The sequence below is a fragment of the Chromobacterium violaceum ATCC 12472 genome (genome assembly GCF_000007705.1).
In the GTDB taxonomy this organism is placed as follows: Bacteria; Pseudomonadota; Gammaproteobacteria; order Burkholderiales; family Chromobacteriaceae; genus Chromobacterium; species Chromobacterium violaceum.
Genome location: NC_005085.1, coordinates 4,506,661 through 4,532,045 on the forward strand (window position 1 = coordinate 4,506,661; position 25,385 = coordinate 4,532,045).

Annotated in this window: 32 protein-coding genes and 1 tRNA gene; all 33 read right to left on the reverse strand. The window is 59.7% G+C overall.

Annotated elements, in window-relative coordinates:
- Window position 1: 1 nt before the first annotated feature.
- The 33 genes from rpmD to secE all read right to left on the reverse strand — a co-directional run bounded on the left by rpmD (window position 2) and on the right by secE (window position 25,328).
- Window positions 2-187, reverse strand: a complete 186-nt coding sequence (gene rpmD / locus CV_RS20640; RefSeq protein WP_011137715.1) for a 50S ribosomal protein L30 — start codon at window positions 185-187, stop codon at window positions 2-4.
- Window positions 180-698 (reverse strand): 30S ribosomal protein S5, encoded by a 519-nt coding sequence (rpsE, locus tag CV_RS20645; protein ID WP_011137716.1) that lies wholly within the window; start codon window positions 696-698, stop codon window positions 180-182. The genes rpmD and rpsE overlap by 8 nt, the downstream gene beginning before the upstream one ends.
- 13 nt (window positions 699-711) lie before the next feature.
- Entirely contained in the window at window positions 712-1,065 is a 354-nt protein-coding gene (gene rplR / locus CV_RS20650) for a 50S ribosomal protein L18 (protein WP_011137717.1), read from the reverse strand.
- Window positions 1,066-1,078: 13 nt separating this feature from the next.
- Window positions 1,079-1,612 carry a 50S ribosomal protein L6 gene (gene rplF / locus CV_RS20655; protein WP_011137718.1) on the reverse strand — a complete coding sequence of 178 codons (534 nt, stop codon included), beginning with the start codon at window positions 1,610-1,612 and terminating at the stop codon, window positions 1,079-1,081.
- 9 nt (window positions 1,613-1,621) lie between these two features.
- Window positions 1,622-2,017, reverse strand: coding sequence for a 30S ribosomal protein S8 (gene rpsH, locus CV_RS20660; RefSeq protein WP_011137719.1), 396 nt, complete (start codon window positions 2,015-2,017; stop codon window positions 1,622-1,624).
- Window positions 2,018-2,032: 15 nt separating this feature from the next.
- Window positions 2,033-2,338, reverse strand: coding sequence for a 30S ribosomal protein S14 (gene rpsN, locus CV_RS20665; protein ID WP_011137720.1), 306 nt, complete (start codon window positions 2,336-2,338; stop codon window positions 2,033-2,035).
- Between the two features lie 4 nt (window positions 2,339-2,342).
- Window positions 2,343-2,882, reverse strand: a complete 540-nt coding sequence (rplE, locus tag CV_RS20670; protein WP_011137721.1) for a 50S ribosomal protein L5 — start codon at window positions 2,880-2,882, stop codon at window positions 2,343-2,345.
- Between the two features lie 9 nt (window positions 2,883-2,891).
- Window positions 2,892-3,206, reverse strand: a complete 315-nt coding sequence (gene rplX, locus CV_RS20675) for a 50S ribosomal protein L24 (RefSeq protein WP_011137722.1) — start codon at window positions 3,204-3,206, stop codon at window positions 2,892-2,894.
- 11 nt (window positions 3,207-3,217) lie between these two features.
- Complete coding sequence (gene rplN, locus CV_RS20680; protein WP_011137723.1) at window positions 3,218-3,586, reverse strand: 50S ribosomal protein L14; 369 nt, start codon at window positions 3,584-3,586, stop codon at window positions 3,218-3,220.
- Window positions 3,587-3,795: 209 nt separating this feature from the next.
- Complete coding sequence (rpsQ, locus tag CV_RS20685) at window positions 3,796-4,059, reverse strand: 30S ribosomal protein S17 (RefSeq protein ID WP_011137724.1); 264 nt, start codon at window positions 4,057-4,059, stop codon at window positions 3,796-3,798.
- Window position 4,060: 1 nt separating this feature from the next.
- Window positions 4,061-4,249, reverse strand: a complete 189-nt coding sequence (gene rpmC, locus CV_RS20690; RefSeq protein ID WP_011137725.1) for a 50S ribosomal protein L29 — start codon at window positions 4,247-4,249, stop codon at window positions 4,061-4,063.
- A complete protein-coding gene (rplP, locus tag CV_RS20695; RefSeq protein ID WP_011137726.1) occupies window positions 4,249-4,665 on the reverse strand; it encodes a 50S ribosomal protein L16 in 417 nt (138 codons plus the stop codon). Before rplP ends, rpmC begins: the two co-directional genes overlap by 1 nt.
- Complete coding sequence (gene rpsC / locus CV_RS20700; RefSeq protein ID WP_011137727.1) at window positions 4,649-5,350, reverse strand: 30S ribosomal protein S3; 702 nt, start codon at window positions 5,348-5,350, stop codon at window positions 4,649-4,651. Before rpsC ends, rplP begins: the two co-directional genes overlap by 17 nt.
- A 10-nt stretch (window positions 5,351-5,360) precedes the next feature.
- The gene (rplV, locus tag CV_RS20705; RefSeq protein ID WP_011137728.1) at window positions 5,361-5,690 is read right to left on the reverse strand and encodes a 50S ribosomal protein L22; all 330 of its coding nucleotides are present in this window, start codon (window positions 5,688-5,690) and stop codon (window positions 5,361-5,363) included.
- Window positions 5,691-5,699: 9 nt separating this feature from the next.
- Window positions 5,700-5,978, reverse strand: coding sequence for a 30S ribosomal protein S19 (rpsS, locus tag CV_RS20710; protein WP_011137729.1), 279 nt, complete (start codon window positions 5,976-5,978; stop codon window positions 5,700-5,702).
- Window positions 5,979-5,984: 6 nt separating this feature from the next.
- Complete coding sequence (gene rplB / locus CV_RS20715) at window positions 5,985-6,818, reverse strand: 50S ribosomal protein L2 (RefSeq protein WP_011137730.1); 834 nt, start codon at window positions 6,816-6,818, stop codon at window positions 5,985-5,987.
- Window positions 6,819-6,829: 11 nt separating this feature from the next.
- Window positions 6,830-7,138 (reverse strand): 50S ribosomal protein L23, encoded by a 309-nt coding sequence (rplW, locus tag CV_RS20720; RefSeq protein WP_011137731.1) that lies wholly within the window; start codon window positions 7,136-7,138, stop codon window positions 6,830-6,832.
- Window positions 7,135-7,755: a 50S ribosomal protein L4 gene (rplD, locus tag CV_RS20725; protein ID WP_011137732.1), complete on the reverse strand. Its 621-nt coding sequence runs from the start codon at window positions 7,753-7,755 to the stop codon at window positions 7,135-7,137. Before rplD ends, rplW begins: the two co-directional genes overlap by 4 nt.
- Window positions 7,755-8,399, reverse strand: coding sequence for a 50S ribosomal protein L3 (rplC, locus tag CV_RS20730; RefSeq protein WP_011137733.1), 645 nt, complete (start codon window positions 8,397-8,399; stop codon window positions 7,755-7,757). Before rplC ends, rplD begins: the two co-directional genes overlap by 1 nt.
- A gap of 157 nt (window positions 8,400-8,556) precedes the next feature.
- Window positions 8,557-8,868, reverse strand: a complete 312-nt coding sequence (rpsJ, locus tag CV_RS20735) for a 30S ribosomal protein S10 (protein ID WP_011137734.1) — start codon at window positions 8,866-8,868, stop codon at window positions 8,557-8,559.
- Window positions 8,869-8,885: 17 nt separating this feature from the next.
- The gene (gene tuf, locus CV_RS20740) at window positions 8,886-10,076 is read right to left on the reverse strand and encodes an elongation factor Tu (protein WP_011137735.1); all 1,191 of its coding nucleotides are present in this window, start codon (window positions 10,074-10,076) and stop codon (window positions 8,886-8,888) included.
- Window positions 10,077-10,148: 72 nt separating this feature from the next.
- Window positions 10,149-12,245 carry an elongation factor G gene (gene fusA, locus CV_RS20745; RefSeq protein WP_011137736.1) on the reverse strand — a complete coding sequence of 699 codons (2,097 nt, stop codon included), beginning with the start codon at window positions 12,243-12,245 and terminating at the stop codon, window positions 10,149-10,151.
- Between the two features lie 27 nt (window positions 12,246-12,272).
- Entirely contained in the window at window positions 12,273-12,743 is a 471-nt protein-coding gene (gene rpsG, locus CV_RS20750; RefSeq protein ID WP_011137737.1) for a 30S ribosomal protein S7, read from the reverse strand.
- 112 nt (window positions 12,744-12,855) lie between these two features.
- Window positions 12,856-13,227 carry a 30S ribosomal protein S12 gene (rpsL, locus tag CV_RS20755; protein WP_011137738.1) on the reverse strand — a complete coding sequence of 124 codons (372 nt, stop codon included), beginning with the start codon at window positions 13,225-13,227 and terminating at the stop codon, window positions 12,856-12,858.
- Between the two features lie 164 nt (window positions 13,228-13,391).
- The gene (gene rpoC, locus CV_RS20760; protein ID WP_011137739.1) at window positions 13,392-17,582 is read right to left on the reverse strand and encodes a DNA-directed RNA polymerase subunit beta'; all 4,191 of its coding nucleotides are present in this window, start codon (window positions 17,580-17,582) and stop codon (window positions 13,392-13,394) included.
- Window positions 17,583-17,639: 57 nt separating this feature from the next.
- Window positions 17,640-21,812, reverse strand: a complete 4,173-nt coding sequence (gene rpoB / locus CV_RS20765) for a DNA-directed RNA polymerase subunit beta (protein ID WP_011137740.1) — start codon at window positions 21,810-21,812, stop codon at window positions 17,640-17,642.
- Between the two features lie 154 nt (window positions 21,813-21,966).
- Entirely contained in the window at window positions 21,967-22,338 is a 372-nt protein-coding gene (gene rplL / locus CV_RS20770) for a 50S ribosomal protein L7/L12 (RefSeq protein ID WP_011137741.1), read from the reverse strand.
- Window positions 22,339-22,374: 36 nt separating this feature from the next.
- Window positions 22,375-22,869 (reverse strand): 50S ribosomal protein L10, encoded by a 495-nt coding sequence (gene rplJ / locus CV_RS20775; RefSeq protein ID WP_011137742.1) that lies wholly within the window; start codon window positions 22,867-22,869, stop codon window positions 22,375-22,377.
- An 86-nt stretch (window positions 22,870-22,955) separates the two neighbouring features.
- Window positions 22,956-23,030, reverse strand: a tRNA-Thr gene (locus tag CV_RS20780).
- 179 nt (window positions 23,031-23,209) lie between these two features.
- Window positions 23,210-23,905, reverse strand: coding sequence for a 50S ribosomal protein L1 (gene rplA, locus CV_RS20785; RefSeq protein ID WP_011137743.1), 696 nt, complete (start codon window positions 23,903-23,905; stop codon window positions 23,210-23,212).
- A gap of 1 nt (window position 23,906) precedes the next feature.
- Complete coding sequence (rplK, locus tag CV_RS20790) at window positions 23,907-24,338, reverse strand: 50S ribosomal protein L11 (RefSeq protein ID WP_011137744.1); 432 nt, start codon at window positions 24,336-24,338, stop codon at window positions 23,907-23,909.
- 100 nt (window positions 24,339-24,438) lie between these two features.
- On the reverse strand, window positions 24,439-24,972 hold the full coding sequence (gene nusG, locus CV_RS20795; RefSeq protein ID WP_011137745.1) for a transcription termination/antitermination protein NusG: 534 nt from the start codon (window positions 24,970-24,972) through the stop codon (window positions 24,439-24,441).
- Window positions 24,972-25,328, reverse strand: a complete 357-nt coding sequence (secE, locus tag CV_RS20800) for a preprotein translocase subunit SecE (RefSeq protein ID WP_011137746.1) — start codon at window positions 25,326-25,328, stop codon at window positions 24,972-24,974. Before secE ends, nusG begins: the two co-directional genes overlap by 1 nt.
- Window positions 25,329-25,385 lie beyond the last annotated feature (57 nt).

Below are 25,385 nucleotides of genomic sequence, written 5' to 3' on the forward strand. Positions count from 1 at the left end.
CTTAGCCCTCGAATTTGAGCAGGTAGCTGATCTTGTTGATCATGCCACGGTTTTCAGGGGTATCGAGCACTTCAACAGTCTGACGGATCTTCTTCAGACCCAGACCACGGGCGCAAGCCTTGTGAGACTCCAGGCGACCGATCAGGCTCTTTACCAGAGTGACCTTGACAGTCTTGGCGTTACTCATGACCCACCCCCAGGATGTCCTCGATGCTCAGACCGCGCTTGGCGGCGATTTGCGCAGGAGTATTGATCTTGCTCAGGCCGTCCAGGGTCGCACGCACCACGTTGTACGGGTTCGTGGAGCCATGGATCTTGGCCGAAACATTGTGAATACCCATTGCGTCGAAGATCGCGCGCATCGGACCGCCGGCTTTCACGCCGGTACCGTCCTTGGCCGGTTGGATCAGGACGCGGGTGGCGCCATGACGGCCTTCAACGGTGTGCTTCACGGTGCCGTTGTACAGCTTGATCTTCATCATGTTGTGGCGGGCTTGTTCCATCGCCTTTTGTACGGCAACCGGAACTTCCTTGGAACGGCCCTTACCCATGCCGATACCGCCGTCGCCATCACCAACCACGGTCAGGGCCGAGAAAGCCATGATACGGCCGCCCTTGACCACTTTGGTGACGCGGTTGACGCTGATCATTTTCTCGACCAGACCGTCGCCGCGATCTTCCATTTCGTGCTTAGCCATTCTTTACTCCGAATTAGAATACGAGGCCGTGCTCGCGAGCGGCGTCAGCCAGTGCCTTCATGCGACCGTGGTATTTGAAACCGGAACGATCGAAAGCGACTTGCTCGATGCCAGCGGCCTTTGCCTTTTCGGCAATACGCTTGCCGATCACGGCTGCGGCCGCCACGTTGCCACCATTGGCCATTGCGGAGCGGACATCGGCTTCCAGCGAAGAAGCGCTGGCCAGTACCTTGTTGCCGGTCTCGTCAATGATCTGGGCGTAAATGTGGCTGTTGGTGCGATGTACAGAGAGACGCACCATCTTGAGCTCCGCGATCCGGGCACGGGTTTTGCGTGCGCGGCGGAGTCGAGTCTGTTTCTTGTCCATGTCAGTGCCTCAGTTACTTCTTCTTGGTTTCTTTCAGAACCACAACCTCATCGGCGTAGCGAACACCCTTGCCCTTGTAGGGCTCCGGCGAACGGTAAGCGCGGATTTCGGCAGCGACCTGGCCCACGAGCTGCTTGTCAGCGCCCTTGACCAGGATCTCGGTCTGAGTCGGAGTCTCAACCTTGATGCCAGCGGGCATCTTGTGAGCCACCGGGTGCGAGAAACCCAGAGACAGGTTCAGGGTATCGCCTTGAGCCTGGGCACGGTAGCCCACGCCGACCAGCTGCAGCTTCTTCTCGAAGCCCTTGGATACGCCGTTAACCATGTTGTTCAGCAGGGCACGCAGGGTGCCGGACATGGCACGCGCGAACTTGCTGTCGTTCTTGGCGGCGAAGGTCAGCTGGCCGTTGTCCAGCTTGACTTCGACGTCGTTGCACAGCGCGGTGCTCAGGGAGCCCAAGGCGCCCTTCACAGTCACGTCTGCAGCGCCGAACTTCACTTCGACGCCAGCCGGGATGGCTACCGGATTCTTAGCTACGCGAGACATTTGACCCCCTTATGCCACGACGCAGAGCAGTTCGCCGCCGATGCCGGCTGCGCGCGCTTTGCGATCGGTCATCACGCCCTTGGAGGTGGACAGGATCGCCACGCCCAGACCATTCATGACCTTCGGGATTTCGGTGGAGCCCTTGTACACGCGCAGGCCAGGACGGGATACGCGCTCGATGCGCTCGATCACCGGACGGCCAGCGTAGTACTTGAGCTGGATATCGAGAACAGGCTTCTTCTCTTCGCCAGCGATGGCGAAGTCTTCGATGTAGCCTTCTTCTTTCAGCACCTGCGCCAGCGCAATCTTCAGCTTCGAGGAAGGCATGGAAACCTTGACCTTGGAAGCGTGTTGGCCGTTGCGGATGCGGGTCAACATATCGGAAATAGGATCGTGCATGCTCATTCTATGTGTCTCCTATTACCAGCTGGCCTTCACAACACCCGGAATCTCACCCTTCATGGCGATCTCACGCAGCTTGTTGCGACCCAAACCGAATTTGCGGAACACACCACGCGGACGACCGGTCACGGCGCAGCGACGACGCTGGCGAACCGGAGAAGCGTTGCGCGGCAGCTGCTGCAGTTGCAGGCGGGCGGCAAAACGCTCTTCTTCCGAGAGGTTCTGGTTGTTGATGGTGGCGATCAGGGCCTCACGCTTGGCGGAAAACTTCTCTGCCAGCTTGACGCGCTTCTCTTCACGGTTGATCAGTGCAAGTCGTGCCATGTGCTTAACCCTTGAACGGGAACTTGAACGCGGCCAGCAGAGCGCGGGCCTCTTCGTCAGTCTTCGCCGAGGTAGTGATAGTGATGTTCATACCACGCAGAGCATCGATCTTGTCGTACTCGATTTCCGGGAAGATGATCTGTTCTTTGACGCCCATGTTGTAGTTGCCGCGGCCGTCGAAGGACTTGGCGGACACACCACGGAAGTCACGAACGCGCGGCAGCGCGATGGTAACCAGGCGGTCCAGGAACTCGTACATGCGTTCGCGACGCAGAGTCACCTTGCAACCAACCGGATAGTCGTCGCGGATCTTGAAGCCTGCGATGGACTTGCGAGCGGTGGTGACGACCGGCTTCTGGCCGGCGATCTTTTCCAGGTCGCCCACGGCGAATTCCATTACCTTCTTGTCGGCAACGGCTTCACCCACGCCCATGTTCACGGTGATCTTCTCGATACGCGGAACTTGCATGATCGACTTGTAGCCGAACTGTTTCATCAGTTCCGGCACTACGCTGTCTTTGTAGAAATCGTAGAGACGTGCCATGTTTGCTCCTTAGGCGCCGATAACTTCGCCGCTGGACTTGAACACGCGCACCTTGCGGCCGTCTTCAAGAACCTTGAAGCCTACGCGGTCAGCCTTTTGGCTTGCCGGATTGAAAATCGCGACGTTAGAAGCGTCGATGGGCATGGTCTTCTCGACGATACCGCCAGCTACGCCACGTACCGGGTTCGGCTTCTGGTGCTTCTTGGCGACATTCACGCCTTCCACAACCAGCTTGGTTTCCAGAACACGCAGGACGGTGCCGCGCTTACCCTTGTCTTTGCCGGTGATTACTACGACTTCATCACCCTTGCGAATCTTGCGCATGCGACCTCTCCTTACAGAACTTCAGGAGCCAGCGATACGATCTTCATGAAACGCTCGGTACGCAGTTCGCGCGTAACGGGTCCGAAGATGCGAGTGCCGATCGGCTCAAGCTTGTTATTGAGCAGAACAGCAGCATTGCTGTCAAACTTGATCAAAGAGCCATCCGGACGGCGCACGCCTTTGGCAGTGCGTACCACGACCGCGTTGTATACGTCGCCTTTTTTGACGCGTCCACGCGGAGCGGCATCCTTGATGCTCACCTTGATGATGTCACCTACGCTAGCATAGCGACGCTTGGAGCCACCCAGCACTTTGATGCACTGAACATGACGTGCACCAGTGTTGTCAGCGACCTCAAGCATGGTCTGCATTTGGATCATTTGAGATTACCTTTCTAATCCAACTTTATCCGTCACTTTCCACTGCCGTTAGCCTGGGCATGTGTCGCCAGACTCGAACAGCGGAAACGCCACAGAACATTCTGTGGCGTGTCAAACGGCCAGTTTTGGACCCCGTAAGGGCGGAACTCCTACGCAGTTAGCGCGTAGGAGATGGCCATTATACAGAGGGACGCAGCCCTCTGCAAGCTTTATACCTGACGAGATTTCTCAACCAGGCCAGTTACCACCCACGACTTGGTCTTCGAGAGCGGGCGGGACTCGCTGATGACCACCAGGTCGCCTGCCTTGAACTCGTTGTTCTCGTCGTGTGCGTGGAACTTCTTGGAGCGACGGATAATCTTGCCGTAGATCGGGTGCTTGACTTTGCGCTCGACCAGAACGGTTACAGTCTTATCCATCTTGTCGCTGACCACAACGCCGGTCAGCGTACGCACTACTTTGGTTTCGCTCATCTTAAACTGCCTTTTCTTTCAGAACGGTACGCACGCGAGCGATGTCGCGACGCACTTTCTTCAGTTCAGAGGTCTTGGCGAGTTGCTGAGTAGCGTGCTGCATGCGCAGCGCAAACTGGGCCTTCAGCAGGCTCAGCAGTTCCGCCTTCAGCTCGTCAACAGTTTTGGCTTTCAGTTCGGACGCTTTCATTACTGACCTACCTGTTTGGTTACGAACACAGTGGCGATCGGCAACTTAGCTGCGGCCAGACGGAAAGCTTCGCGAGCGAGTTCCTCGGATACGCCATCCATTTCATACAGCATCTTGCCAGGCTGAATTTCAGCCACGTAGTACTCCGGAGAGCCCTTACCCCCGCCCATACGGACTTCGGCAGGCTTGGAGGTGATCGGCTTGTCCGGGAAGATACGGATCCAGATGCGGCCGCCACGCTTGATGTGACGGGTCATCGCACGACGCGCAGCTTCGATCTGACGCGCGGTCAGACGACCACGACCAATAGCCTTCAGACCGAAATCGCCAAAGCTCACCTTGTTGCCACGGGTGGCGATACCGGTGTTACGGCCTTTGTGCTGTTTGCGGTACTTGAGTCTAGTTGGCTGCAGCATTGCGGGCACCCTTTCTCATTTTCTTCTCGGGAGCAGCCGGAGTCGCCTGAACCTGGCCCGGCTTCAGCTCGCCCTTGTACACCCATACCTTGATGCCGATGATACCGTAGGTGGTCTTGGCTTCAGAGGTAGCGTAATCCACATCGGCGCGCAGGGTATGCAGCGGCACGCGGCCTTCGCGGTACCATTCGCTGCGAGCGATGTCGATGCCGTTCAGACGGCCGGACGACATGATCTTGATGCCTTCGGCACCCAGACGCATGGCGTTCTGCATGGCGCGCTTCATGGCGCGACGGAACATCACGCGCTTCTCCAGCTGGGAAGCGATGCCGTCGGCGATGATTTGCGCGTCCAGTTCCGGCTTGCGAACTTCTTCGATGTTCACGTGAACCGGCACACCCAGGCGCTTTTGCAGTTCTTGCTTCAGAACTTCAATGTCTTCGCCCTTCTTGCCGATCACGACGCCCGGACGGGCGCTGTGAATGGTGATGCGGGCGGACTTGGCCGGACGCTCGATGGTTACGCGGCCAACCGAAGCGTGACCCAGACGCTTCTTCAGGAATTCGCGAACTTCGATATCCTGCTTCAGCATTTCCGGGAAGTTCTGCGAGGACGCGAACCACTTGGAAGACCAGTTTTTGTTAACGGCAAGACGGAATCCCGTCGGATGAATCTTCTGACCCATTTCTTACCCCTTAATTGCCAACGGTCAAGGAAATGTGGCAGGTCTGCTTTTCGATGCGGTTGCCACGACCCTTAGCACGGGCAGTGAAACGCTTCAGACTAGCGCCCTTGTCAACAAAGATGCTGGTGACACGCAGGGTGTCGATGTCAGCGCCTTCGTTGTGCTCGGCGTTAGCGATTGCAGATTCCAGCACTTTCTTGATGATTACCGCGCCCTTCTTCGGGGAGAAGGCCAGGATATTCAGCGCCTGGTCTACGGACTTGCCGCGGACCAGATCGGCCACCAGGCGGCACTTTTGAGCCGACAGGCGAACACTTTTCAGATTTGCAGATACTCTCATCGCTTCACCTTACTTCTTCTTCGCCTTCTTGTCGGCAGCGTGGCCTTTGAAGGTACGAGTCAGAGAGAATTCACCCAGTTTGTGGCCGACCATGTTTTCAGAAACATAGACCGGAACGTGAGTGCGACCGTTGTGCACAGCGATGGTCAGACCAATAAAGTCCGGCAGGATGGTCGAACGACGCGACCAGGTCTTGATCGGACGCTTGTCGCTGGTTGCCCGTACCGCATCCACCTTCTTCAGGAGGTGCAGATCAACGAACGGGCCTTTTTTCTGCGAACGTGCCATTGTCAATTACCCTTTGTTGGAATAGCGACGGCGTACGATCATGTTGTCGGTACGCTTGTTGCGACGGGTACGGAAGCCCTTGGCCGGAGTGCCCCACGGGCTAACCGGTACGCGGCCTTCGCCAGTGCGGCCTTCACCACCACCGTGCGGGTGATCGATCGGGTTCATCGCCGTACCGCGAACGGTCGGACGGATGCCGCGCCAACGGGTCGCGCCAGCCTTGCCCAGCTTGCGCAGGGAGTGCTCTTCGTTACCCACTTCGCCAACGGTCGCACGGCAATCGACGTGCACCAGGCGGATCTCGCCGGAGCGCAGACGCAGTTGAGCGTACACGCCTTCGCGAGCCAGCAGCATTGCAGAAGCGCCAGCGGAACGAACCATCTGAGCGCCCTTGCCGGGTTGCATTTCCACGCAGTGGATAGTGGTACCCACCGGAATGTTGCGGATCGGCAGAGCGTTACCGGCCTTGATCGGAGCCTCGGAACCGGACAGCAGCACGGCGCCAACCTTCACGCCGCGCGGGGCGATGATGTAGCGGCGCTCGCCGTCGGCGTAGCACAACAGGGCGATGTGGGCGGTGCGGTTCGGATCGTATTCGATGCGTTCCACTTTCGCCGGGATGCCATCCTTGTTGCGACGGAAGTCGATCAGACGGTAGTGCTTCTTGTGACCACCGCCACGATGACGCGTGGTGATGTGGCCATTGTGATTGCGGCCGCCGGTCGAGTTTTTCTTCTCAACCAGAGCTGCGTGCGGAGCGCCCTTGTGCAGATCAGGGTTTACCACCTTGACTACGGCACGACGACCCGCGGAAGTCGGTTTTACCTTAACGATAGGCATGCTCTATCTCCTTACTCCGCCGCGGCCGGGGTAGCGGTCAGGTCAAGTTCTTGACCATCGACCAGGCTAACGTAGGCCTTTTTCCAGTCACTGCGACGACCGATGGTACGGCCGAAACGCTTAACCTTGCCCTTGACGTTCACGGTGGAAACGCCATCAACTTTTACGTTGAACAGCATTTCGACAGCGGCCTTGATTTCCGGCTTGGTCGCGTCTTTGGCAACGCGGAACGCCACTTGCTGGTTCTTCTCAGCGATCATGGTGCTCTTTTCGGAAACGATGGGCGCAAGGATTACTTGCAACAGACGTTCTTGGTTCATGCCCACTGCTCCTCCAGTTGCTTCACGGCGTCGCGGGTGATCACGGTCTTCTTGAAGCGCAGCAGGCTGTACGGATCGGCCTGAACCGCTTCGATAACCAGCATGTTCGGCAGGTTACGCGAAGAGAGATAGAGGTTTTCGCTCAGCTCATTGGTGATGAACAGAGCTTGCTCCAGACCCATCGGCTGAACGGCGCCGACGAATTCCTTGGTCTTCGGGCTGGCAACCGACAGGTCGTCAACCACGATCAGGCGTTCGTCACGCACCAGTTGCGACAGGATGGTCGCAATGCCCGCGCGGTACATCTTGCGGTTAACCTTCTGAGTGAAGTTCTCGTCCGGCTTGTTCGGGAAGGCACGGCCACCACCACGACGGTTCGGGGTGGAAGTCATACCGGCACGAGCGTTACCAGTGCCCTTCTGACGGAACGGCTTCTTGGTCGAGTGCTTCACTTCAGCACGAGTCAGCTGGGCACGGTTGCCGCTGCGAGCGTTCGCCAGGAACGCGGTCACAACCTGATGCACCAGAGCTTCGTTGTATTCGCGGCCGAACAGAGCGTCGGACACTTGCAGGCTGCCAACAGCCTTGCCTTGGGTATTGATTACATTCAATTCCATCACGCACCCGCCTTCACGCTAGGACGCACGACCACGTCGCCGTTCTTGGCACCCGGGACAGCGCCCTTGACCAGGATCAGTTGACGCTCGGCATCGACACGAACGATCTCGAGGCACTGAACAGTGCTCTTCACGTTGCCGTATTGACCGGCCATGCGCTTACCCGGGAAAACGCGACCCGGATCTTGAGCTTGACCGATGGAACCCGGCGTATTGTGCGAACGCGAGTTACCGTGCGAAGCACGGTTGGAAGAGAAGTTGTGGCGCTTGATCACGCCGGAGAAACCCTTACCCTTGGAGGTGCCGGTTACATCAACCAGTTGACCAACGGTGAAGATTTCGACAGCGATAGCATCGCCCGGCTTGAAGTTGGACAGCGCGTCGGCGGACAGAGCGAACTCGGCCAGACCCAGACCGGCTTCCACGCCAGCCTTGGCGAAGTGACCGGCATCAGCCTTGTTTACGCGGCTAGCCTTCTTGGAGCCATAGGTAACCTGAACGGCGTTGTAGCCGTCGGTTTCTGCGGTTTTGATTTGCGTGACGCGGTTAGAGGACATGTCCAGCACAGTTACCGGGATGGTTGCGCCATCTTCGGCAAAAATGCGGGTCATGCCGACTTTGCGACCGACAAGACCTAAACTCATGTTTATTTCCTTTTTCAGGCGCCGATTACGATTGACCGGCATAAAAAACACGACATAAAAACAAAAACGGACTCGCCAAAACGGCGAGTCCGCTAATGTATCACAGAAAATTCAAGAATCGCAAGCACTTAGCGTGCGACTCTCTCCTGTCCGGCGATTACTGCAGCTTGATTTCCACATCCACACCGGCCGGCAGGTCGAGCTTCATCAGAGCATCAACAGTCTTGTCGGTCGGGTCTACGATGTCCATCAGACGCAGGTGAGTGCGGATTTCCAGCTGGTCGCGGGAAGTCTTGTTCACGTGCGGGGAACGCAGAACGTTGAAACGCTCGATCTTGGTCGGCAGCGGAACCGGGCCCTTGACGACGGCGCCGGTGCGCTTGGCGGTTTCAACGATTTCCTGGGCAGAACGGTCGATCAGGTTGTAATCGAACGCTTTCAGGCGGATGCGGATTTTTTGGCTAGACATGAAAATCTCCGGTCCGATTAAGCGATGATCTTGGCAACCACGCCGGCGCCGACGGTACGGCCGCCTTCGCGGATGGCGAAGCGCAGACCTTCTTCCATGGCGATCGGGGCGATCAGCTCAACCTTGATTTCCACGTTGTCGCCCGGCATTACCATTTCCACGCCTTCGGCCAGCGAGATCGCGCCGGTCACGTCGGTGGTGCGGAAATAGAACTGCGGACGGTAGTTCGCGAAGAACGGGGTGTGACGGCCACCTTCGTCCTTGGACAGAACGTACACCGAAGCTTCGAACTTGGTGTGCGGGGTGATGGTGCCCGGCTTGGCCAGAACCTGGCCGCGCTCCACGTCTTCACGCTTGGTGCCGCGCAGCAGCACGCCCACGTTGTCGCCGGCTTGACCTTGGTCCAGCAGCTTGCGGAACATTTCCACGCCGGTGCAGGTGGTCTTCACGGTGTCTTTCAGACCCACGATTTCCAGTTCTTCACCCACTTTCACGATGCCGCGCTCTACGCGACCGGTCACCACGGTGCCGCGGCCGGAGATCGAGAACACGTCTTCGATCGGCAGCAGGAACGGCTTGTCGATGGCGCGCTCCGGAGTCGGGATGTAGGAATCCAGCGCGTCAGCCAGACGGAAGATCGACGGTTCGCCCATTTCGGACTGGTCGCCTTCCAGCGCCAGACGAGCGGAGCCGGTCACGATCGGGGTGTCGTCGCCCGGGAAGTCATAGGAAGACAGCAGATCGCGCACTTCCATTTCCACCAGTTCCAGCAGCTCGGCGTCGTCAACCAGGTCAGCCTTGTTCAGGTAGACGATGATGTACGGCACGCCAACCTGGCGGGACAGCAGGATGTGTTCGCGGGTTTGCGGCATCGGACCGTCAGCGGCCGAGCAGACCAGGATCGCGCCGTCCATCTGGGCAGCACCGGTGATCATGTTCTTAACGTAGTCGGCGTGGCCCGGGCAGTCTACGTGAGCGTAGTGGCGGGTCTCGGTTTCGTATTCAACGTGCGCGGTATTGATGGTGATACCACGAGCCTTCTCTTCCGGCGCGCTGTCGATCTGGGAGTAGTCTTTGGCTTCGCCACCGAACTTCTTCGACAGAATCGTGGTGATAGCAGCGGTCAGGGTGGTCTTACCGTGGTCCACGTGACCGATGGTGCCTACGTTTACGTGCGGTTTGGTCCGCTCAAACTTTTCTTTTGCCATTTTGCAAAAATCCTTAATTAAAGAACATTAGATCGGGACTGGCCGGGTCGGCCCGGCCAGCCTCAGCGCGCATTACTTCTTGGCGGCCATTACGGCTTCAGCGACGTGCTTCGGAGCCTCGGAGTAGTGCTTGAACTCCATGGAGTAGGTCGCACGACCCTGGGTAGCGGAACGCAGGTCGGTGGAATAGCCGAACATTTCGGCCAGCGGTACTTCGGCCTTGATCTTCTTGCCACCCAGACCGTCGTCGTCCATGCCCTGCACCATGCCGCGGCGGCGGTTCAGGTCACCCATGACGTCACCCATGTACTCTTCCGGAGTTTCCACTTCCACGGCCATCATCGGCTCGAGGATGCACGGACCGGCGCGACGCATGGCTTCCTTGAATGCCAGCGAGCCTGCCAGTTCGAACGCGATCTGCGAGGAGTCGACGTCGTGGTAGGAACCGAAGGTCAGACGCACAGTCACGTCCACCACCGGGAAGCCGGCAAGGATACCGTTACCCAGAGTGTTCTGGATACCCTTGTCGACGGACGGAATGAATTCACGCGGAATCACGCCACCCTTGATCTCGTCGAAGAACTGGTAACCCTTGCCTTCGCCGGACGGTTCCAGCGTGATCACGGCGTGACCGTACTGACCCTTACCACCGGACTGCTTAACGTGCTTGCCTTCCACATCGGTAACAGTCTTGGTGATGGTTTCACGGTAAGCCACTTGCGGCGCGCCGACGTTGGCTTCAACGCCGAATTCGCGCTTCATGCGGTCAACCAGAATTTCCAGGTGCAGCTCGCCCATGCCGGAAATGATGGTCTGGCCGGATTCTTCGTCGGTACGCACGCGGAACGACGGATCTTCCTTGGCCAGGCGGTTCAGGGCCACGCCCATCTTTTCCTGGTCAGCCTTGGTCTTCGGCTCAACGGCAACGTGGATCACCGGATCCGGGAACTCCATGCGCTCCAGGATGATTTCCGCGTCGACGGCGCACAGGGTTTCACCAGTGGTGACTTCCTTCAGGCCGATCGCCGCGGCGATGTCGCCGGCGCGCACTTCTTCGATTTCCTTACGGTCGTTGGCGTGCATTTGCACGATACGGCCGATACGTTCCTTCTTGCCCTTCACCGAGTTCAGCACGGTGTCGCCGGACTTCACCACGCCGGAGTAGACGCGGAAGAAGGTCAGCTGACCCACGTACGGGTCGTTCATCAGCTTGAACGCCAGAGCCGAGAACGGCTCGTCGTCGGAAGCGTGACGCTCGGCTTCGACGCCGTCGGTTTCGCCCTTGATCGCCGGCACTTCGGTCGGCGACGGCAGCAGTTCAATCACGGCGTCCAGCATGCGCTGAACACCCTTGTTCTTGAACGCGGAACCGCACAGCATCGGCTGGATTTCGCACTTCAGGGTACGCTCGCGCAGACCGGCGATGATTTCTTCCTCGGTCAGCGTTTCGCCGCCCAGGTACTTGTCCATCATCTCGTCGCTGACTTCGGCAGCGGCTTCGACCATCTTCTCGCGCCATTCTTCGGCCACGGAAACCAGGTCGGCCGGGATGTCGCCATATTCGAACTTCATGCCTTGAGAGGCTTCGTCCCAAATGATGGCCTTCATCTTCAGCAGGTCGACAACGCCGGAGAAGCCGTCTTCAGCGCCGATCGGCACCACGATAGGCACCGGATTGCCGCGCAGGCGGGTCTTCACCTGCTCCACGGCGCGGAAGAAGTTGGCGCCTTGACGGTCCATCTTGTTCACGAACGCGATGCGCGGAACCTTGTACTTGTTAGCCTGACGCCATACGGTTTCAGACTGCGGCTGCACGCCGCCCACGGCGCAGTACACCATCACGGCGCCGTCCAGAACACGCATGGAACGCTCTACCTCGATGGTAAAGTCCACGTGTCCCGGGGTGTCGATGATGTTGAAGCGATGCTCCGGGAACTGCATGGCCATACCTTTCCAGAAGGTAGTGGTCGCAGCGGAGGTGATCGTGATGCCACGCTCCTGTTCCTGCTCCATCCAGTCCATGGTGGCGGCGCCATCATGCACTTCACCGATTTTGTGGTTTACACCGGTGTAAAACAGAATACGCTCGGTAGTAGTGGTCTTACCGGCGTCGATGTGAGCGGAGATACCGATGTTACGGTAGCGCTCAATGGGGGTTTTCCTTGCCACGGCTTACACCTTAATAATTGGTAAAGCTTAGAAACGGAAGTGCGAGAAGGCCTTGTTGGCTTCTGCCATGCGGTGCACTTCGTCACGCTTCTTCATCGCGCCGCCACGGCCTTCGGCCGCGTCGATCAGCTCACCAGCCAGGCGCAGATCCATGGACTTCTCGCCGCGCTTGCGAGCGGCGTCGCGCAGCCAGCGCATGGCCAGAGCCATACGACGGGACGGGCGGACTTCAACAGGAACTTGATAGTTTGCACCGCCTACACGGCGGCTCTTCACTTCCACCACCGGCTTGGCGTTGGACAGTGCGGTGTTGAACACTTCGATAGCGTTCTTACCGGTTTTCTTTTCGATCTGTTCCAGCGCGCCGTAGATGATGCGTTCGGCAACAGACTTCTTGCCGTCGATCATGACAACGTTCATGAACTTGGACAGATCCTGGGAACCGAACTTCGGATCCGGCAGAATTTCGCGCTTGGGGACTTCTCTGCGACGTGGCATGTCACTTCCTTAAAATATTCAGTTGAGCTCTATTCGCTCATGACTACCCAACGGAGCAGTCACTTACTAGACGACCCTGAGTGTTGATCAGGCCGCCTTCAAAACATCCCGATTACTTGGGACGCTTGGCGCCGTACTTGGAGCGAGCTTGCTTACGGTCTTTAACGCCTGCGGTATCCAGGGAACCGCGCACGGTGTGGTAACGCACACCCGGCAAGTCCTTCACACGACCGCCGCGGATCAGCACCACGGAGTGTTCCTGCAGGTTGTGGCCTTCACCGCCGATGTACGAAATGACTTCGAAACCGTTGGTCAGACGAACCTTGCACACTTTACGCAGAGCCGAGTTCGGCTTCTTCGGAGTGGTGGTGTAAACACGGGTGCACACGCCACGCTTCTGCGGGCAGGCTTCCAGCGCAGGCACCTTGCTCTTCGCCGTGATGGCGACGCGGCCCTTGCGAACGAGTTGGTTAATGGTTGGCATTACTATCAGTTCCTAGTTGAAGCTTCCCGGAAGCAACACGCCTCCAGAAAGGACGGAGGATTATATTTTAGTCAACGGTCAAGCGTCAAATAAAAAACGCCGCCCCAGCAACGTTAACCGTTGATGGAGCAGCGTTTTTTCAACACTTGGCCGCGAGGCCCAGCTTATTCGCCGCTTTCCAGCGCCGCCGGGGCCGGATCGAACAGCATGGACTCGCCAGCGTCCAGACCCAGGTTCTGGCGGCGGCGGGTGCGATGGTAGGCGAGACCGGTGCCGGCCGGGATCAGACGGCCGACGATCACGTTTTCCTTCAGACCGCGCAGATCGTCGCGCTTGCCCATGATGGCGGCTTCGGTCAGCACGCGCGTGGTTTCCTGGAAGGAAGCCGCGGAGATGAACGAGTCGGTCGACAGCGAAGCCTTGGTGATGCCCAGCAGCACGTTTTCGTACTGCGCCGGCTCCTTGTTTTCCGCCATCATCTTGTCGTTCATTTCCAGCACGTCGGCGCGCTCCACCTGCTCGCCCTGGATGAACTCGGTGTCGCCGCTGTCGGTAATGATCACGCGACGCAGCATCTGGCGGATGATCACCTCGATGTGCTTGTCGTTGATCTTCACGCCCTGCAGACGATACACCTCCTGCACTTCCTGGACGATGTAGCGGGCCAGCGCCTCGATGCCCTGCAGGCGCAGGATGTCGTGCGGATCGACCGGACCGTCGACGATGGATTCGCCGCGGTTCACCACCTGACCGTCGTGGACCAGCACGTGCTTGTCCTTCGGAATCAGGTTTTCGTAACCGTTGCCTTCCAGGTCGGTGATGATCAGGCGCTGCTTGCCCTTGGTGTCCTTGCCGAACGAAACGGTACCGGTCACCTCGGCCAGCATGCCGGCATCCTTCGGCGAACGGGCTTCGAACAGCTCGGCCACGCGCGGCAGACCGCCGGTAATGTCGCGGGTCTTCGACGATTCCTGCGGGATGCGGGCCAGCACTTCGCCCTTGCCCACGTCCTGACCGTCGCGCACGGTGATGATGGCGCCGACTTGGAAGGTGATCGATACCGAGGCGTCGGAACCGGCCAGCTTCACTTCGTTGCCGTTGTCGTCGAGCAGCTTCACCAGCGGACGCAGCATCTTGGACTGCGAACCCGCGCGGCGCTTCGGATCGATGACCACCAGCGTCGACAGGCCGGTCACTTCGTCGGTCTGCTTGGCGACGGTGTTGCCCTCTTCCACGTTCTCGAACTTCACGCGGCCGGCGTACTCGGTGATGATCGGACGGGTGTGCGGATCCCAGGTGGCCAGCACGGCGCCAGCCTTGATCTGCAGACCGTCGGTCACCATCAGGGTCGCGCCGTACGGCACCTTGCGGCGCTCGCGCTCGCGGCCCATGTCGTCATGGATCACCACTTCGCCGGAGCGGGTGATGACGATCAGCTCGCCCTTGGTGTTGGCCACGTAGCGCATCTGGCTGGAGAAGCGCACGGTGCCGTTGGACTTGCCTTCCACCTGGCTGGCGGCCGCGTTTCGCGATGCCGCGCCACCGATGTGGAAGGTACGCATGGTCAGCTGGGTGCCCGGTTCGCCGATGGACTGGGCGGCGATCACGCCGATCGCTTCGCCGGCGTTCACCTGCTTGCCGCGCGCCAGGTCGCGGCCGTAGCACTTGGCGCACAGGCCGTAGCGGGTGTCGCAAGTGATCGCGGTGCGGACCTTGACTTCGTCGATGCCGAGACTGTCGACCAGATCCACCAGATGCTCATCCATCAGGGTGCCGGCTTCGATCACGGTTTCGCCGGTGGACGGATCCACCACGTCGACCGCGGTCACGCGGCCGAGGATACGGTCGCGCAGCGCCTCGATCACGTCGCCGCCCTGCAGCACCGCCTTCATGGTGAAGCCGTTGCTGGTGCCGCAATCGTCTTCGATCACCACCAGATCCTGGGTCACGTCGACCAGACGACGGGTCAGGTAACCGGAGTTGGCGGTCTTCAAGGCCGTATCCGCCAGACCCTTACGGGCGCCGTGGGTCGAGATGAAGTACTGGAGTACGGTCAGACCTTCGCGGAAGTTGGCGGTAATCGGCGTTTCGATAATCGAGCCGTCCGGCTTCGCCATCAGACCCCGCATGCCGGCCAGCTGCTTGATCTGGGCTGCAGAACCCCGCGCGCCCGAGTCGGCCATCATGTAAATGGAGTTGAAGGATTCCTGATCGACTTCCTTGCCTTCGCGGTCCAGCACCTTCTGCTTGGACAGCTCGTCCATCATCGCCTTGGCGATCTTGTCGCCGGTGCGGCCCCAGATGTCCACTACCTTGTTGTAGCGTTCGCCCTGGGTCACCAGGCCTTGACGGTACTGCTCCTCGATCTCCTTGACTTCCTTGTTGGCCTCGCCGAGCAGTTCGCTCTTCTTGACCGGAATCTGCATGTCGTCCACGCAGATGGAGATGCCGCCGCGGGTGGAGTAGGCGAAGCCGGTGTACATCAGCTGGTCGGCGAAGATCACGGTATCGCGGATGCCGCAACGGCGGAACGACACGTTGATCAGCTTGGAGATTTCCTTCTTCTTCAGCGCCTTGTTGATGTGCTCGAACGGCAGGCCCTTCGGCAGGATGTCCGACAGGATCGCGCGGCCGACGGTGGTGTTATAGCGCTTGATCACCGGCTGGAACTCGCCCTGCTCGTCCTTTTCCCATTCCTTCAGGCGGACGGTGATGCGGGTGGCCAGCTCGACCTGGCGGGTTTCGTAAGCGCGATGCACTTCCTTGGTGTCCGCAAACACCATGCCCTCGCCCTTGCCGTTCACCTTGTCGCGGGTCATGTAATAGAGACCCAGCACGATATCCTGCGACGGCACGATGATCGGCTCGCCGTTGGCCGGAGACAGCACGTTGTTGGTGGCCAGCATCAGGGTGCGGGCCTCCATCTGCGCTTCCAGCGACAGCGGCACGTGGACGGCCATCTGGTCGCCGTCGAAGTCGGCGTTGAACGCCGCGCAGACCAGCGGATGCAGCTGGATCGCCTTGCCTTCGATCAGCACCGGCTCGAACGCCTGGATGCCCAGGCGGTGCAGCGTCGGGGCGCGGTTCAGCAGCACCGGATGCTCGCGGATCACTTCTTCGAGGATGTCCCAGACTTCCGGCACTTCCTGCTCGACCAGCTTCTTGGCAGCCTTGATGGTGGACGCCAGGCCCATCACTTCCAGCTTGTGGAAGATGAACGGCTTGAACAGCTCCAGCGCCATCTTCTTCGGCAGGCCGCACTGATGCAGACGCAGGGTCGGGCCCACGGTAATCACGGAACGACCGGAGTAGTCCACGCGCTTACCCAGCAAGTTCTGACGGAAGCGACCGCCCTTGCCCTTGATCATGTCGGCCAGCGACTTCAGCGGGCGCTTGTTGGCGCCGGTCATGGCCTTGCCGCGACGACCGTTGTCCAGCAGCGAGTCAACCGATTCCTGCAGCATGCGCTTTTCGTTGCGCACGATGATGTCCGGCGCGCGCAGTTCCAGCAGACGCTTCAGACGGTTGTTACGGTTGATCACGCGGCGGTACAGGTCGTTCAGGTCGGAGGTCGCGAAACGACCGCCGTCCAGCGGCACCAGCGGACGCAGTTCCGGCGGCAGCACCGGCAGCACTTCCAGGATCATCCACTCCGGCTTCATGCCGGAACGCTGGAACGCCTCCAGCACCTTCAGGCGCTTGGCGATCTTCTTGATCTTGGTGTCGGAGTTGGTGGTTTCCAGCTCGCGGCGCAGGCCTTCGATCTCGGCGTCCAGATCCAGCTTCTTCAGCAGTTCCTTGACGGCCTCGGCGCCCATCATGGCGACGAACTCTTCACCGTACTGGTCTTCCTTGTCCAGGAAGTCCTCTTCGGTCAGGAGCTGGCGGTACTGCATCGGGGTCATGCCCGGATCGGTCACGACGTACGCTTCGAAATACAGCACGCGCTCGATGTCGCGCAGCGTCATGTCCAGCACCATGCCCAGGCGTGACGGCAGCGACTTCAGGAACCAGATGTGGGCGGTCGGGCTGGCCAGCTCGATGTGGCCCATGCGCTCGCGGCGCACCTTGGACAGCGTCACTTCGACGCCGCACTTCTCGCAGATCACGCCGCGATGCTTCAGGCGCTTGTACTTGCCGCACAAGCACTCGTAGTCCTTCACCGGGCCGAAGATGCGCGCGCAGAACAGGCCGTCGCGCTCCGGCTTGAAGGTACGGTAGTTGATGGTTTCCGGCTTCTTGACTTCGCCATAAGACCAGGAACGGATCTTGTCAGGCGAGGCGATGCCGATCTTGATCGCATCAAACTCTTCTTCTTGCGTAACTTGCTTAAAGAGATCGAGCAAAGCTTTCATTGCGTCTCCAGTTCAGGGGACAGGCGCGGCGGCATTCCGCCGCGCCCTATTACCCAATCAATAACGTTCCAGGTCCATGTCGAGGCCGAGCGAGCGGATTTCCTTCACCAATACGTTGAAGGATTCCGGCATGCCGGCGTCGATCTTGTGCTCGCCCTTGACGATGTTCTCGTAGACCTTGGTACGGCCGGTCACATCGTCCGACTTCACCGTCAGCATTTCCTGCAGGGTGTAGGCGGCGCCGTAAGCTTCCAGCGCCCACACTTCCATCTCACCGAAACGCTGGCCGCCGAACTGGGCCTTGCCGCCCAGCGGCTGCTGGGTCACCAGCGAGTACGGACCGGTGGAACGGGCGTGCATCTTGTCGTCGACCAGGTGATGCAGCTTCAGGTAGTGCATCACGCCCACGGTGACCTTGCGGTCGAAGGCTTCGCCGGAGCGGCCGTCGAACAGGGTCATCTGGGTCTTGGACTCGTTGAAGCCCATCTTTTCCGTCAGCTCGTCGCCGTCCGGGTAGGCCAGGTCCAGCATGTGCTTGATCTCGGCTTCCTTGGCGCCGTCGAACACCGGCGTGGCGAAGGTCATGCCCTTGCTCAGGTTCTGCGCCAGCTGCATCACTTCGGCATCGGACAGCGCGGCGATTTCTTCCGGCTTGCCGGTTTCGTTATAGATGCGCTCCAGGTAGGCGCGGATCTCGGCTGCGGATTGCTCGCGAACCATGCGGTTGATGCGCTCGCCGATGCCCTTGGCAGCCCAGCCCAGGTGCACTTCCAGGATCTGGCCGATGTTCATACGCGACGGTACGCCCAGCGGGTTCAGCACGATGTCGACCGGACGGCCGTCGCCCATGTACGGCATGTCTTCCACCGGCAGGATGCGGGAAACCACACCCTTGTTGCCGTGGCGGCCGGCCATCTTGTCGCCGGCCTGCAGGCGGCGCTTGACGGCCAGGTAGACCTTGACCATCTTCTGCACGCCCGGCGGCAGCTCGTCGCCCTGGGTCAGCTTGCGCTTCTTGTCTTCGAACTTGAGGTCGAATTCTTCGCGCTTCTGCGCCAGGCTTTCCTTGATCAGCTCCAGCTGCTTGGCGATGTCCTCATCGGCCATGCGGATGTCGAACCAGTCGTGCTTGGTCGGCAGGCCGGCCAGGTATTCCTGGTCGATCACAGTGCCCTTGGCCAGGCGCTTCGGACCGCCGTTGGCGGCCTTGCCGACGATCAGGCGCTCGATACGGCTGAAGGCGTCGTTGTCGAAAATGCGCAGCTGGTCGTTCAGGTCCAGACGGTAGCGCTTCAGTTCCGCGTCGATGATGGACTGGGCGCGCTTGTCGCGCTCGATGCCTTCGCGGGTGAACACCTGCACGTCGATCACCGTGCCCACGGTTCCGGTCGGCACGCGCAAGCTCGTGTCCTTCACGTCGGAAGCCTTCTCGCCGAAGATGGCGCGCAGCAGCTTCTCTTCCGGCGTCAGCTGGGTTTCGCCCTTCGGCGTCACCTTGCCCACCAGCACGTCGCCTGCTTCGACTTCGGCGCCGATGTAGACGATGCCGGACTCATCCAGGCGGCCTGCCATGCGTTCCGACAGGTTCGGGATGTCGCGGGTGATTTCTTCCGGCCCCAGCTTGGTGTCGCGGGCAACCACGGACAGCTCTTCGATGTGGATCGAGGTGTAGCGGTCTTCGGCGACCAGCTTTTCCGAGATCAGGATCGAGTCTTCGTAGTTGTAGCCGTTCCACGGCATGAAGGCGATGGTCATGTTCTGACCCAGCGCCAGCTCGCCCAGGTCGGTGGAGGCGCCGTCGGCCACCACGTCGCCGCGGGCGATGTGGTCGCCCACCTTCACCACCGGACGCTGGTTGATGTTGGTGTTCTGGTTGGAGCGGGTGAACTTGGTCAGGTTGTAGATGTCCACGCCCACTTCGCCCGCAGTCGCTTCCTCGTCGTTGACGCGGACCACCACGCGGCCGGCGTCGACATAGTCCACCACGCCGCCGCGACGGGCGACCACGGTGGTGCCGGAGTCGACGGCCACGGAACGCTCGATGCCGGTGCCGACGAAGGCTTTTTCCGGACGCAGGCACGGCACAGCCTGGCGTTGCATGTTGGCGCCCATCAATGCGCGGTTGGCGTCATCGTGCTCCAGGAACGGAATCAGCGAGGCGGCCACGGACACCACCTGGCCGGTGGCCACGTCCATGTACTGCACGCGGTCCGGGGTCGCCAGAATGGTTTCGCCCTTCTCGCGGCAGGTGACCAGCTCGTCGATCAGCGCGCCTTCGCCATCCAGCTCGGCGTTGGCCTGGGCGATGACGTAGCGGCCTTCCTCGATCGCCGACAGGTAGTCGATCTCGTTGGTGACCTTGCCGTCCACAACCTTGCGGTACGGGGTTTCCAGGAAGCCGAACTCGTTGGTGCGCGCGTAGACGGACAGCGAGTTGATCAGGCCGATGTTCGGGCCTTCAGGCGTTTCGATCGGGCACACGCGGCCGTAGTGGGTCGGGTGCACGTCACGAACTTCAAAGCCCGCGCGCTCGCGGGTCAGACCGCCCGGGCCCAGGGCCGATACGCGGCGCTTGTGGGTGATTTCCGACAGCGGGTTGGTCTGGTCCATGAACTGGGACAGCTGCGAGGAACCGAAGAATTCCTTGATCGCGGCGGACACCGGCTTGGCGTTGATCAGGTCGTGCGGCATCAGGTTGTCGGACTCGGCCTGGTTCAGGCGTTCCTTGACCGCGCGCTCGACGCGCACCAGACCGGCGCGGAACTGGTTCTCGGCCAGCTCGCCCACCGAACGCACGCGGCGGTTGCCCAGGTGGTCGATGTCGTCCACTTCGCCGCGGCCATTGCGCAGCTCGGTCAGGATGGCGATCACGGACACGATGTCCTCGGTCGCCAGCGTGCCTTCCATCACGTCGCGGCGCGAAGCGAACTTCTCGCCGATCAACGTCTTGAACCACTCGGGGGTCTTGTCGTCGAACTTGTACTGATAGGTGCGGGAGCTGAACTTCATGCGGCCCACGCGCGACAGATCGTAGGTTTCGTCGCTGAAGAACAGGCGCTGGAACAGCGCTTCCACCGCGTCTTCGGTCGGCGGTTCGCCCGGGCGCATCATGCGGTAGATCGCCACGCGAGCCTGGGTCTGATCCTGGATGTCGTCGGTGCGCAGGGTCTGCGAGATGTAGGCGCCCTGGTCCAGATCGTTGGTGAACAGCACCTCGACCTGCTCCACCTCGGCCAGCGCGAGCTTGGCCAGGATTTCCTCGGTCACTTCCTCGTTGGCGCGCGCGATCACTTCGCCGGTGTTCTGGTTGACCACGTTGTGGGCCAGCATCTTGCCCAGCAGCGCGTCGGCCGGCACTTCGATGCGGTCCAGCTCGGCGGTCTGGATGTCGCGGATGTGCTTGGCGGTGATGCGCTTGTCCTTGGCGACGATCAGCTTGCCGTCGGCAGCCACGATGTCGAACTTGGCCACTTCGCCCTTCAGGCGCTCAGGCACGACGCGCATGAACACGCCGGACTTGGTCAGGTAGAAAGTGTCGAAGCTGTAGAACTCGGACAGGATCTCTTCGTTGGTGTAGCCCAGCGCCTTCAGCAGGATCGTCACCGGCATCTTGCGGCGACGGTCGATACGGAAGTACAGCAGGTCCTTCGGATCGAATTCGAAGTCCAGCCAGGAGCCGCGGTAAGGAATCACGCGGGCGGAGAACAGCAGCTTGCCGGACGAGTGCGTCTTGCCGCGGTCGTGCTCGAAGAACACGCCCGGGGAGCGGTGCAGCTGGGAGACGATCACTCGCTCGGTGCCGTTGATGATGAAGGAGCCGTTGGCGGTCATGAGCGGAATCTCGCCCATGTACACCTCGTTCTCGCGCACTTCCTTCACCACCGGCTTGGAAGACTCTTTGTCAAAAATGGTCAGACGAATGCGCGCGCGCAGCGGCGCGGCAAAGGTGATGCCGCGCAGCTGGCATTCCTGCACGTCGAACGGAGGCTCGCCCAGGACATAATGGGCAAAGTCGAGCCGTGCATAGCCGTTGTGGCTTACGATCGGGAAGATCGACTTGAACGCAGCCTGAAGACCCACATCCTTGCGCTCATCCAGCGGCGTACCCAGCTGGAGAAATTCGGTGTAGGAATCAATCTGGGTCGCCAACAGGAAGGGGACATCGAGAACACTGGCACGTTTCGCAAAGCTCTTACGAATACGTTTCTTCTCAGTAAACGAATAACTCATAGAGTCTCCATCGAGGTGGGTGGCGCAAGAAACCAAAAGTCAGCAGCCACGCCTAGTATATTGCTGGCTTTTACCTTCTTCGTTTCCGCCAACTACAAGCGCAATAAGGCTGGCGGATTTCTCCGCCAGCCTCACCTTCTTTTTTCAAAGAAGATTATTTGATTTCAGCCTTGGCACCGGCTTCGGTCAGTTGCTTGACGATGTCTTCGGCTTCAGCCTTGGCAACGCCTTCCTTCACGTTCTTCGGAGCGCCGTCTACCAGGTCTTTGGCTTCCTTCAGACCCAGGCCGGTGATCGCGCGAACAACCTTGATCACGCCAACCTTGTTGTCGCCAGCGGCGGACAGAACAACGTCGAACTCGGTCTTTTCTTCAGCAGCGGCAGCGCCAGCGCCGGCCGGGCCAGCAACAGCGACAGCAGCGGCGGAAACGCCGAACTTCTCTTCGAACGCCTTAACCAGGTCGTTCAGTTCCATAACGGTCAGACCAGCAACGGCCTCGAGGATGTCTTCTTTGGTGATTGCCATGTGAAAATCTCCTGAATTCTATAAGAATCAAATAAGTTAAGCGGCTTCGGCTTGCTTCTCGGCCAATGCGGCCAGCGCGCGGGCGAAGCCAGCGACCGGAGCCTGCATAACGTAGAGAAGCTTGGACAGCAGTTCTTCGCGGCTCGGGATGGACGCGAGCTCAGCAACCTGAGCGGCGTTCAGCACCTGACCGTCGTAGGAACCTGCCTTGACGATGATTTTGTCGTCGGCCTTGGCAAATTGATGCAGCACCTTGGCAGCAGCAACCGGGTCGGCGGAAACGGCGTAAACCAGCGGACCGACCATTTGGTCAGCCAGGCCGGCAAACGGAGTGCCTTCCACAGCGCGACGCACCAGCGTGTTCTTCAGAACGCGCAGGTAAACGCCGTTCTCGCGCGCCTGAGCGCGGAGTTTGGTCATGCTGCTAACCTCGATGCCCCGATATTCAGCGATAACGAGGGTCTGAGCTTCTGCCAGTTGAGCAGATACCTCAGCGACTACCGCCTTTTTATCTTCGATATTGAGACTCAAGGTCTACCTCCTAGACTGAAATGAGACGAAAGGATTTTCGCCTCGCTTTGCAGCGGCGACCTGTATCAGGAGACATCAAAAAGAACTGGTGCTCATGGGCGGAATTGAACCGCCGACCTCTCCCTTACCAAGGGAGTGCTCTACCCCTGAGCTACATGAGCTTTGAACTTAAGAAGCCTGTTTCGGGTACACCATCTGCGTAGGATGCTCGTCAACCTTGCGGCGATTTCGCGATTAAGCCTTGCGGCACCTACGGTCTTTGACAATCCGGCGGGCAAGCCCGCCAGCCCAAAGCCTTTGACAAGGCGGCTTTCGCCGCCCCGCCACGCTCCGGCAACGCTTAGGCGTTGACGGTAGCGGTATCTACTCGAGCGCCGATGCCCATGGTGCTGGAAACGGCGATCTTTTTCAGATACACGCCCTTGGAAGCTGCCGGCTTGGCTTTCACCAGGGCATCAACCAGAGCGGAGAAGTTTTCACGCAGGGCTTCGGCTTCGAAGGAAGCGCGGCCGATGGTGGCGTGAATGATACCAGCCTTGTCGGTACGGTACTGAACCTGACCGGCCTTGGCGTTCTTCACAGCCTCGGCGACGTTCGGGGTAACCGTGCCAACCTTCGGGTTCGGCATCAGGCCACGCGGGCCCAGGATCTGGCCCAGCTGACCGACAACGCGCATCGCATCCGGGGAAGCGATCACAACGTCGAAGTCCAGGTTGCCGGCCTTCACTTGCTCGGCCAGGTCGTCGAAACCGACCACTTCAGCGCCGGCAGCCTTGGCGGCTTCGGCGTTGGCGCCTTGAGCGAACACGGCAACGCGTACGGACTTGCCGGTGCCGCGCGGCAGAACCACGGAACCACGGACCACTTGGTCGGATTTACGCGGATCCACGCCCAGGTTTACGGCGATGTCGATCGACTCGTCGAACTTGGCGGTGGCGGCAGCCTTGACCAGAGCAATGGCTTCGTCGACGGCGTACAGCTTGTTGCGGTCTACGGTAGCCTTCAGATTTTGCAGGCGCTTGGAGATCTTAGCCATATTACACGCCCTCCACTTCCAGACCCATCGAACGGGCGGAGCCGGCGATGGTGCGAACAGCGGCGTCCAGATCGGCAGCGGTCAGATCCGCTTGCTTGGTCTTGGCGATTTCTTCCAGCTGAGCGCGAGTCACTTTACCAACCTTGTCCACGTGCGCCTTGGCGGAGCCGGACTTGATGCCAGCGGCCTTCTTCAGCAGGAAGGTGGCCGGAGGAGTCTTCATCGTGAAGGTGAAGGACTTGTCCGCGTAGGCGGTGATCACAACCGGAATCGGCATGCCGGGTTCCATGCCCTGAGTTTGAGCATTGAACGCCTTGCAGAATTCCATGATGTTCAGACCGCGCTGACCCAGTGCCGGACCGATCGGAGGCGACGGGTTGGCTTTGCCAGCGGGCACTTGCAGCTTGATGTAGCCGACAATTTTCTTTGCCACGATTAAAACTCCTAAAATGGGTATAGCGCGAACCAGGGTTCGCTTCCCGGACGAAAGCGCAGAATGTTACACGCTTTTCACAAAGTTGCCAAGCGAAATCTTACAGCTTTTCCACCTGGCTGAATTCCAGCTCAACCGGCGTATCGCGGCCGAAGATCTGAACCGACACGCGCAACTTGTTGCGCTCGTAGTTCACCTCATCGACGCTGCCGTTGAAGTCGTTGAACGGGCCGTCGATGACGCGAACCTTCTCGCCCACTTCGAACAGCACTTTCGGCTTCGGCTTCTCCACGCCCTCCTGCATCTGCTGCATGATGGCCTCGACTTCCTTCTTGGAAATCGGAGCGGGGCGATTCGCCGTGCCGCCGACAAAACCGGTCACCTTGGGCGTGCTCTTCACCAGGTGCCAGGTATCGTCGGTCATCTCCATCTCCACCAGCACGTAGCCGGGGAAGAATTTGCGCTCGGTGATCGACTTGCGGCCGTTCTTCACGTCCACAACCTCTTCCACCGGCACCAGAATCTGACCAAATTGATCTGCGATGTCGGAACGTTCGATACGTTCACGCAGCGCTTTTTGCACGCTTTTCTCAAAACCGGAGTAAGCGTGTACCACATACCAGCGCTTTGCCATTATCTACCTCGACCGAGTATCACGTCGTAAAACAGCCAGGACAGGCTGGAATCCACCAGCCACATGAAGAGCGCCAGGACGGTGACGAACACGAACACCATCAGCGTCACCTGGGTCGCCTCCTTGCGCGTCGGCCAAACCACTTTGCGAGCCTCGACCATGGACTCGTTGGCATAAGTCACCAAGCCCTTGCCGGGCGCCGAAGTCCACACCACGCCGGCAGCCAGCAGGATGGAGGCGACGAAAGCCAGCGCGCGCAGCAGACCCTGACCCTCGGGAATCAGGTAAAAGCCGACAACCCCGGCCACTACTACAAGACCAGCCAGGATCAACTTGATCTTATCTTGCATTTCCATGTCGATTTCTCTCGCACATATGCGACAAAAGACCAACCGGCGCAGTGCGCCGGCTGG

Excerpts from the sequence above, each read along its gene's own strand:
- nusG (WP_011137745.1), bottom strand. The coding sequence starts at position 24,972 with ATGGCAAAGCGCTGGTATGTGGTACACGCTTACTCCGGTTTTGAGAAA.
- rplB (WP_011137730.1), bottom strand. The coding sequence starts at position 6,818 with ATGCCTATCGTTAAGGTAAAACCGACTTCCGCGGGTCGTCGTGCCGTA.
- rpmC (WP_011137725.1), bottom strand. The coding sequence starts at position 4,249 with ATGAAAGCGTCCGAACTGAAAGCCAAAACTGTTGACGAGCTGAAGGCG.
- tuf (WP_011137735.1), bottom strand. The coding sequence starts at position 10,076 with ATGGCAAAAGAAAAGTTTGAGCGGACCAAACCGCACGTAAACGTAGGC.
- rpsH (WP_011137719.1), bottom strand. The coding sequence starts at position 2,017 with ATGAGCATGCACGATCCTATTTCCGATATGTTGACCCGCATCCGCAAC.
- secE (WP_011137746.1), bottom strand. The coding sequence starts at position 25,328 with ATGGAAATGCAAGATAAGATCAAGTTGATCCTGGCTGGTCTTGTAGTA.
- rpmD (WP_011137715.1), bottom strand. The coding sequence starts at position 187 with ATGAGTAACGCCAAGACTGTCAAGGTCACTCTGGTAAAGAGCCTGATC.
- rplR (WP_011137717.1), bottom strand. The coding sequence starts at position 1,065 with ATGGACAAGAAACAGACTCGACTCCGCCGCGCACGCAAAACCCGTGCC.
- rpsC (WP_011137727.1), bottom strand. The coding sequence starts at position 5,350 with ATGGGTCAGAAGATTCATCCGACGGGATTCCGTCTTGCCGTTAACAAA.
- rplA (WP_011137743.1), bottom strand. The coding sequence starts at position 23,905 with ATGGCTAAGATCTCCAAGCGCCTGCAAAATCTGAAGGCTACCGTAGAC.
- rpsL (WP_011137738.1), bottom strand. The coding sequence starts at position 13,227 with ATGCCAACCATTAACCAACTCGTTCGCAAGGGCCGCGTCGCCATCACG.
- rplL (WP_011137741.1), bottom strand. The coding sequence starts at position 22,338 with ATGGCAATCACCAAAGAAGACATCCTCGAGGCCGTTGCTGGTCTGACC.
- rplN (WP_011137723.1), bottom strand. The coding sequence starts at position 3,586 with ATGATCCAAATGCAGACCATGCTTGAGGTCGCTGACAACACTGGTGCA.
- rpoB (WP_011137740.1), bottom strand. The coding sequence starts at position 21,812 with ATGAGTTATTCGTTTACTGAGAAGAAACGTATTCGTAAGAGCTTTGCG.
- rpsG (WP_011137737.1), bottom strand. The coding sequence starts at position 12,743 with ATGCCACGTCGCAGAGAAGTCCCCAAGCGCGAAATTCTGCCGGATCCG.
- rpsE (WP_011137716.1), bottom strand. The coding sequence starts at position 698 with ATGGCTAAGCACGAAATGGAAGATCGCGGCGACGGTCTGGTCGAGAAA.
- rplX (WP_011137722.1), bottom strand. The coding sequence starts at position 3,206 with ATGCGCAAGATTCGCAAGGGTGATGAAGTCGTAGTAATCACCGGCAAA.
- rpsJ (WP_011137734.1), bottom strand. The coding sequence starts at position 8,868 with ATGTCTAGCCAAAAAATCCGCATCCGCCTGAAAGCGTTCGATTACAAC.
- rplW (WP_011137731.1), bottom strand. The coding sequence starts at position 7,138 with ATGAACCAAGAACGTCTGTTGCAAGTAATCCTTGCGCCCATCGTTTCC.
- rplF (WP_011137718.1), bottom strand. The coding sequence starts at position 1,612 with ATGTCTCGCGTAGCTAAGAATCCGGTAGCCATCCCGGCTGGCGTCGAA.
- rplE (WP_011137721.1), bottom strand. The coding sequence starts at position 2,882 with ATGGCACGTCTCTACGATTTCTACAAAGACAGCGTAGTGCCGGAACTG.
- rplP (WP_011137726.1), bottom strand. The coding sequence starts at position 4,665 with ATGCTGCAGCCAACTAGACTCAAGTACCGCAAACAGCACAAAGGCCGT.
- rpsN (WP_011137720.1), bottom strand. The coding sequence starts at position 2,338 with ATGGCACGACTTGCACTGATCAACCGTGAAGAGAAGCGCGTCAAGCTG.
- rplV (WP_011137728.1), bottom strand. The coding sequence starts at position 5,690 with ATGAGAGTATCTGCAAATCTGAAAAGTGTTCGCCTGTCGGCTCAAAAG.
- rpsQ (WP_011137724.1), bottom strand. The coding sequence starts at position 4,059 with ATGAGCGAAACCAAAGTAGTGCGTACGCTGACCGGCGTTGTGGTCAGC.
- rplD (WP_011137732.1), bottom strand. The coding sequence starts at position 7,755 with ATGGAATTGAATGTAATCAATACCCAAGGCAAGGCTGTTGGCAGCCTG.
- rpoC (WP_011137739.1), bottom strand. The coding sequence starts at position 17,582 with ATGAAAGCTTTGCTCGATCTCTTTAAGCAAGTTACGCAAGAAGAAGAG.
- rpsS (WP_011137729.1), bottom strand. The coding sequence starts at position 5,978 with ATGGCACGTTCGCAGAAAAAAGGCCCGTTCGTTGATCTGCACCTCCTG.
- rplC (WP_011137733.1), bottom strand. The coding sequence starts at position 8,399 with ATGAGTTTAGGTCTTGTCGGTCGCAAAGTCGGCATGACCCGCATTTTT.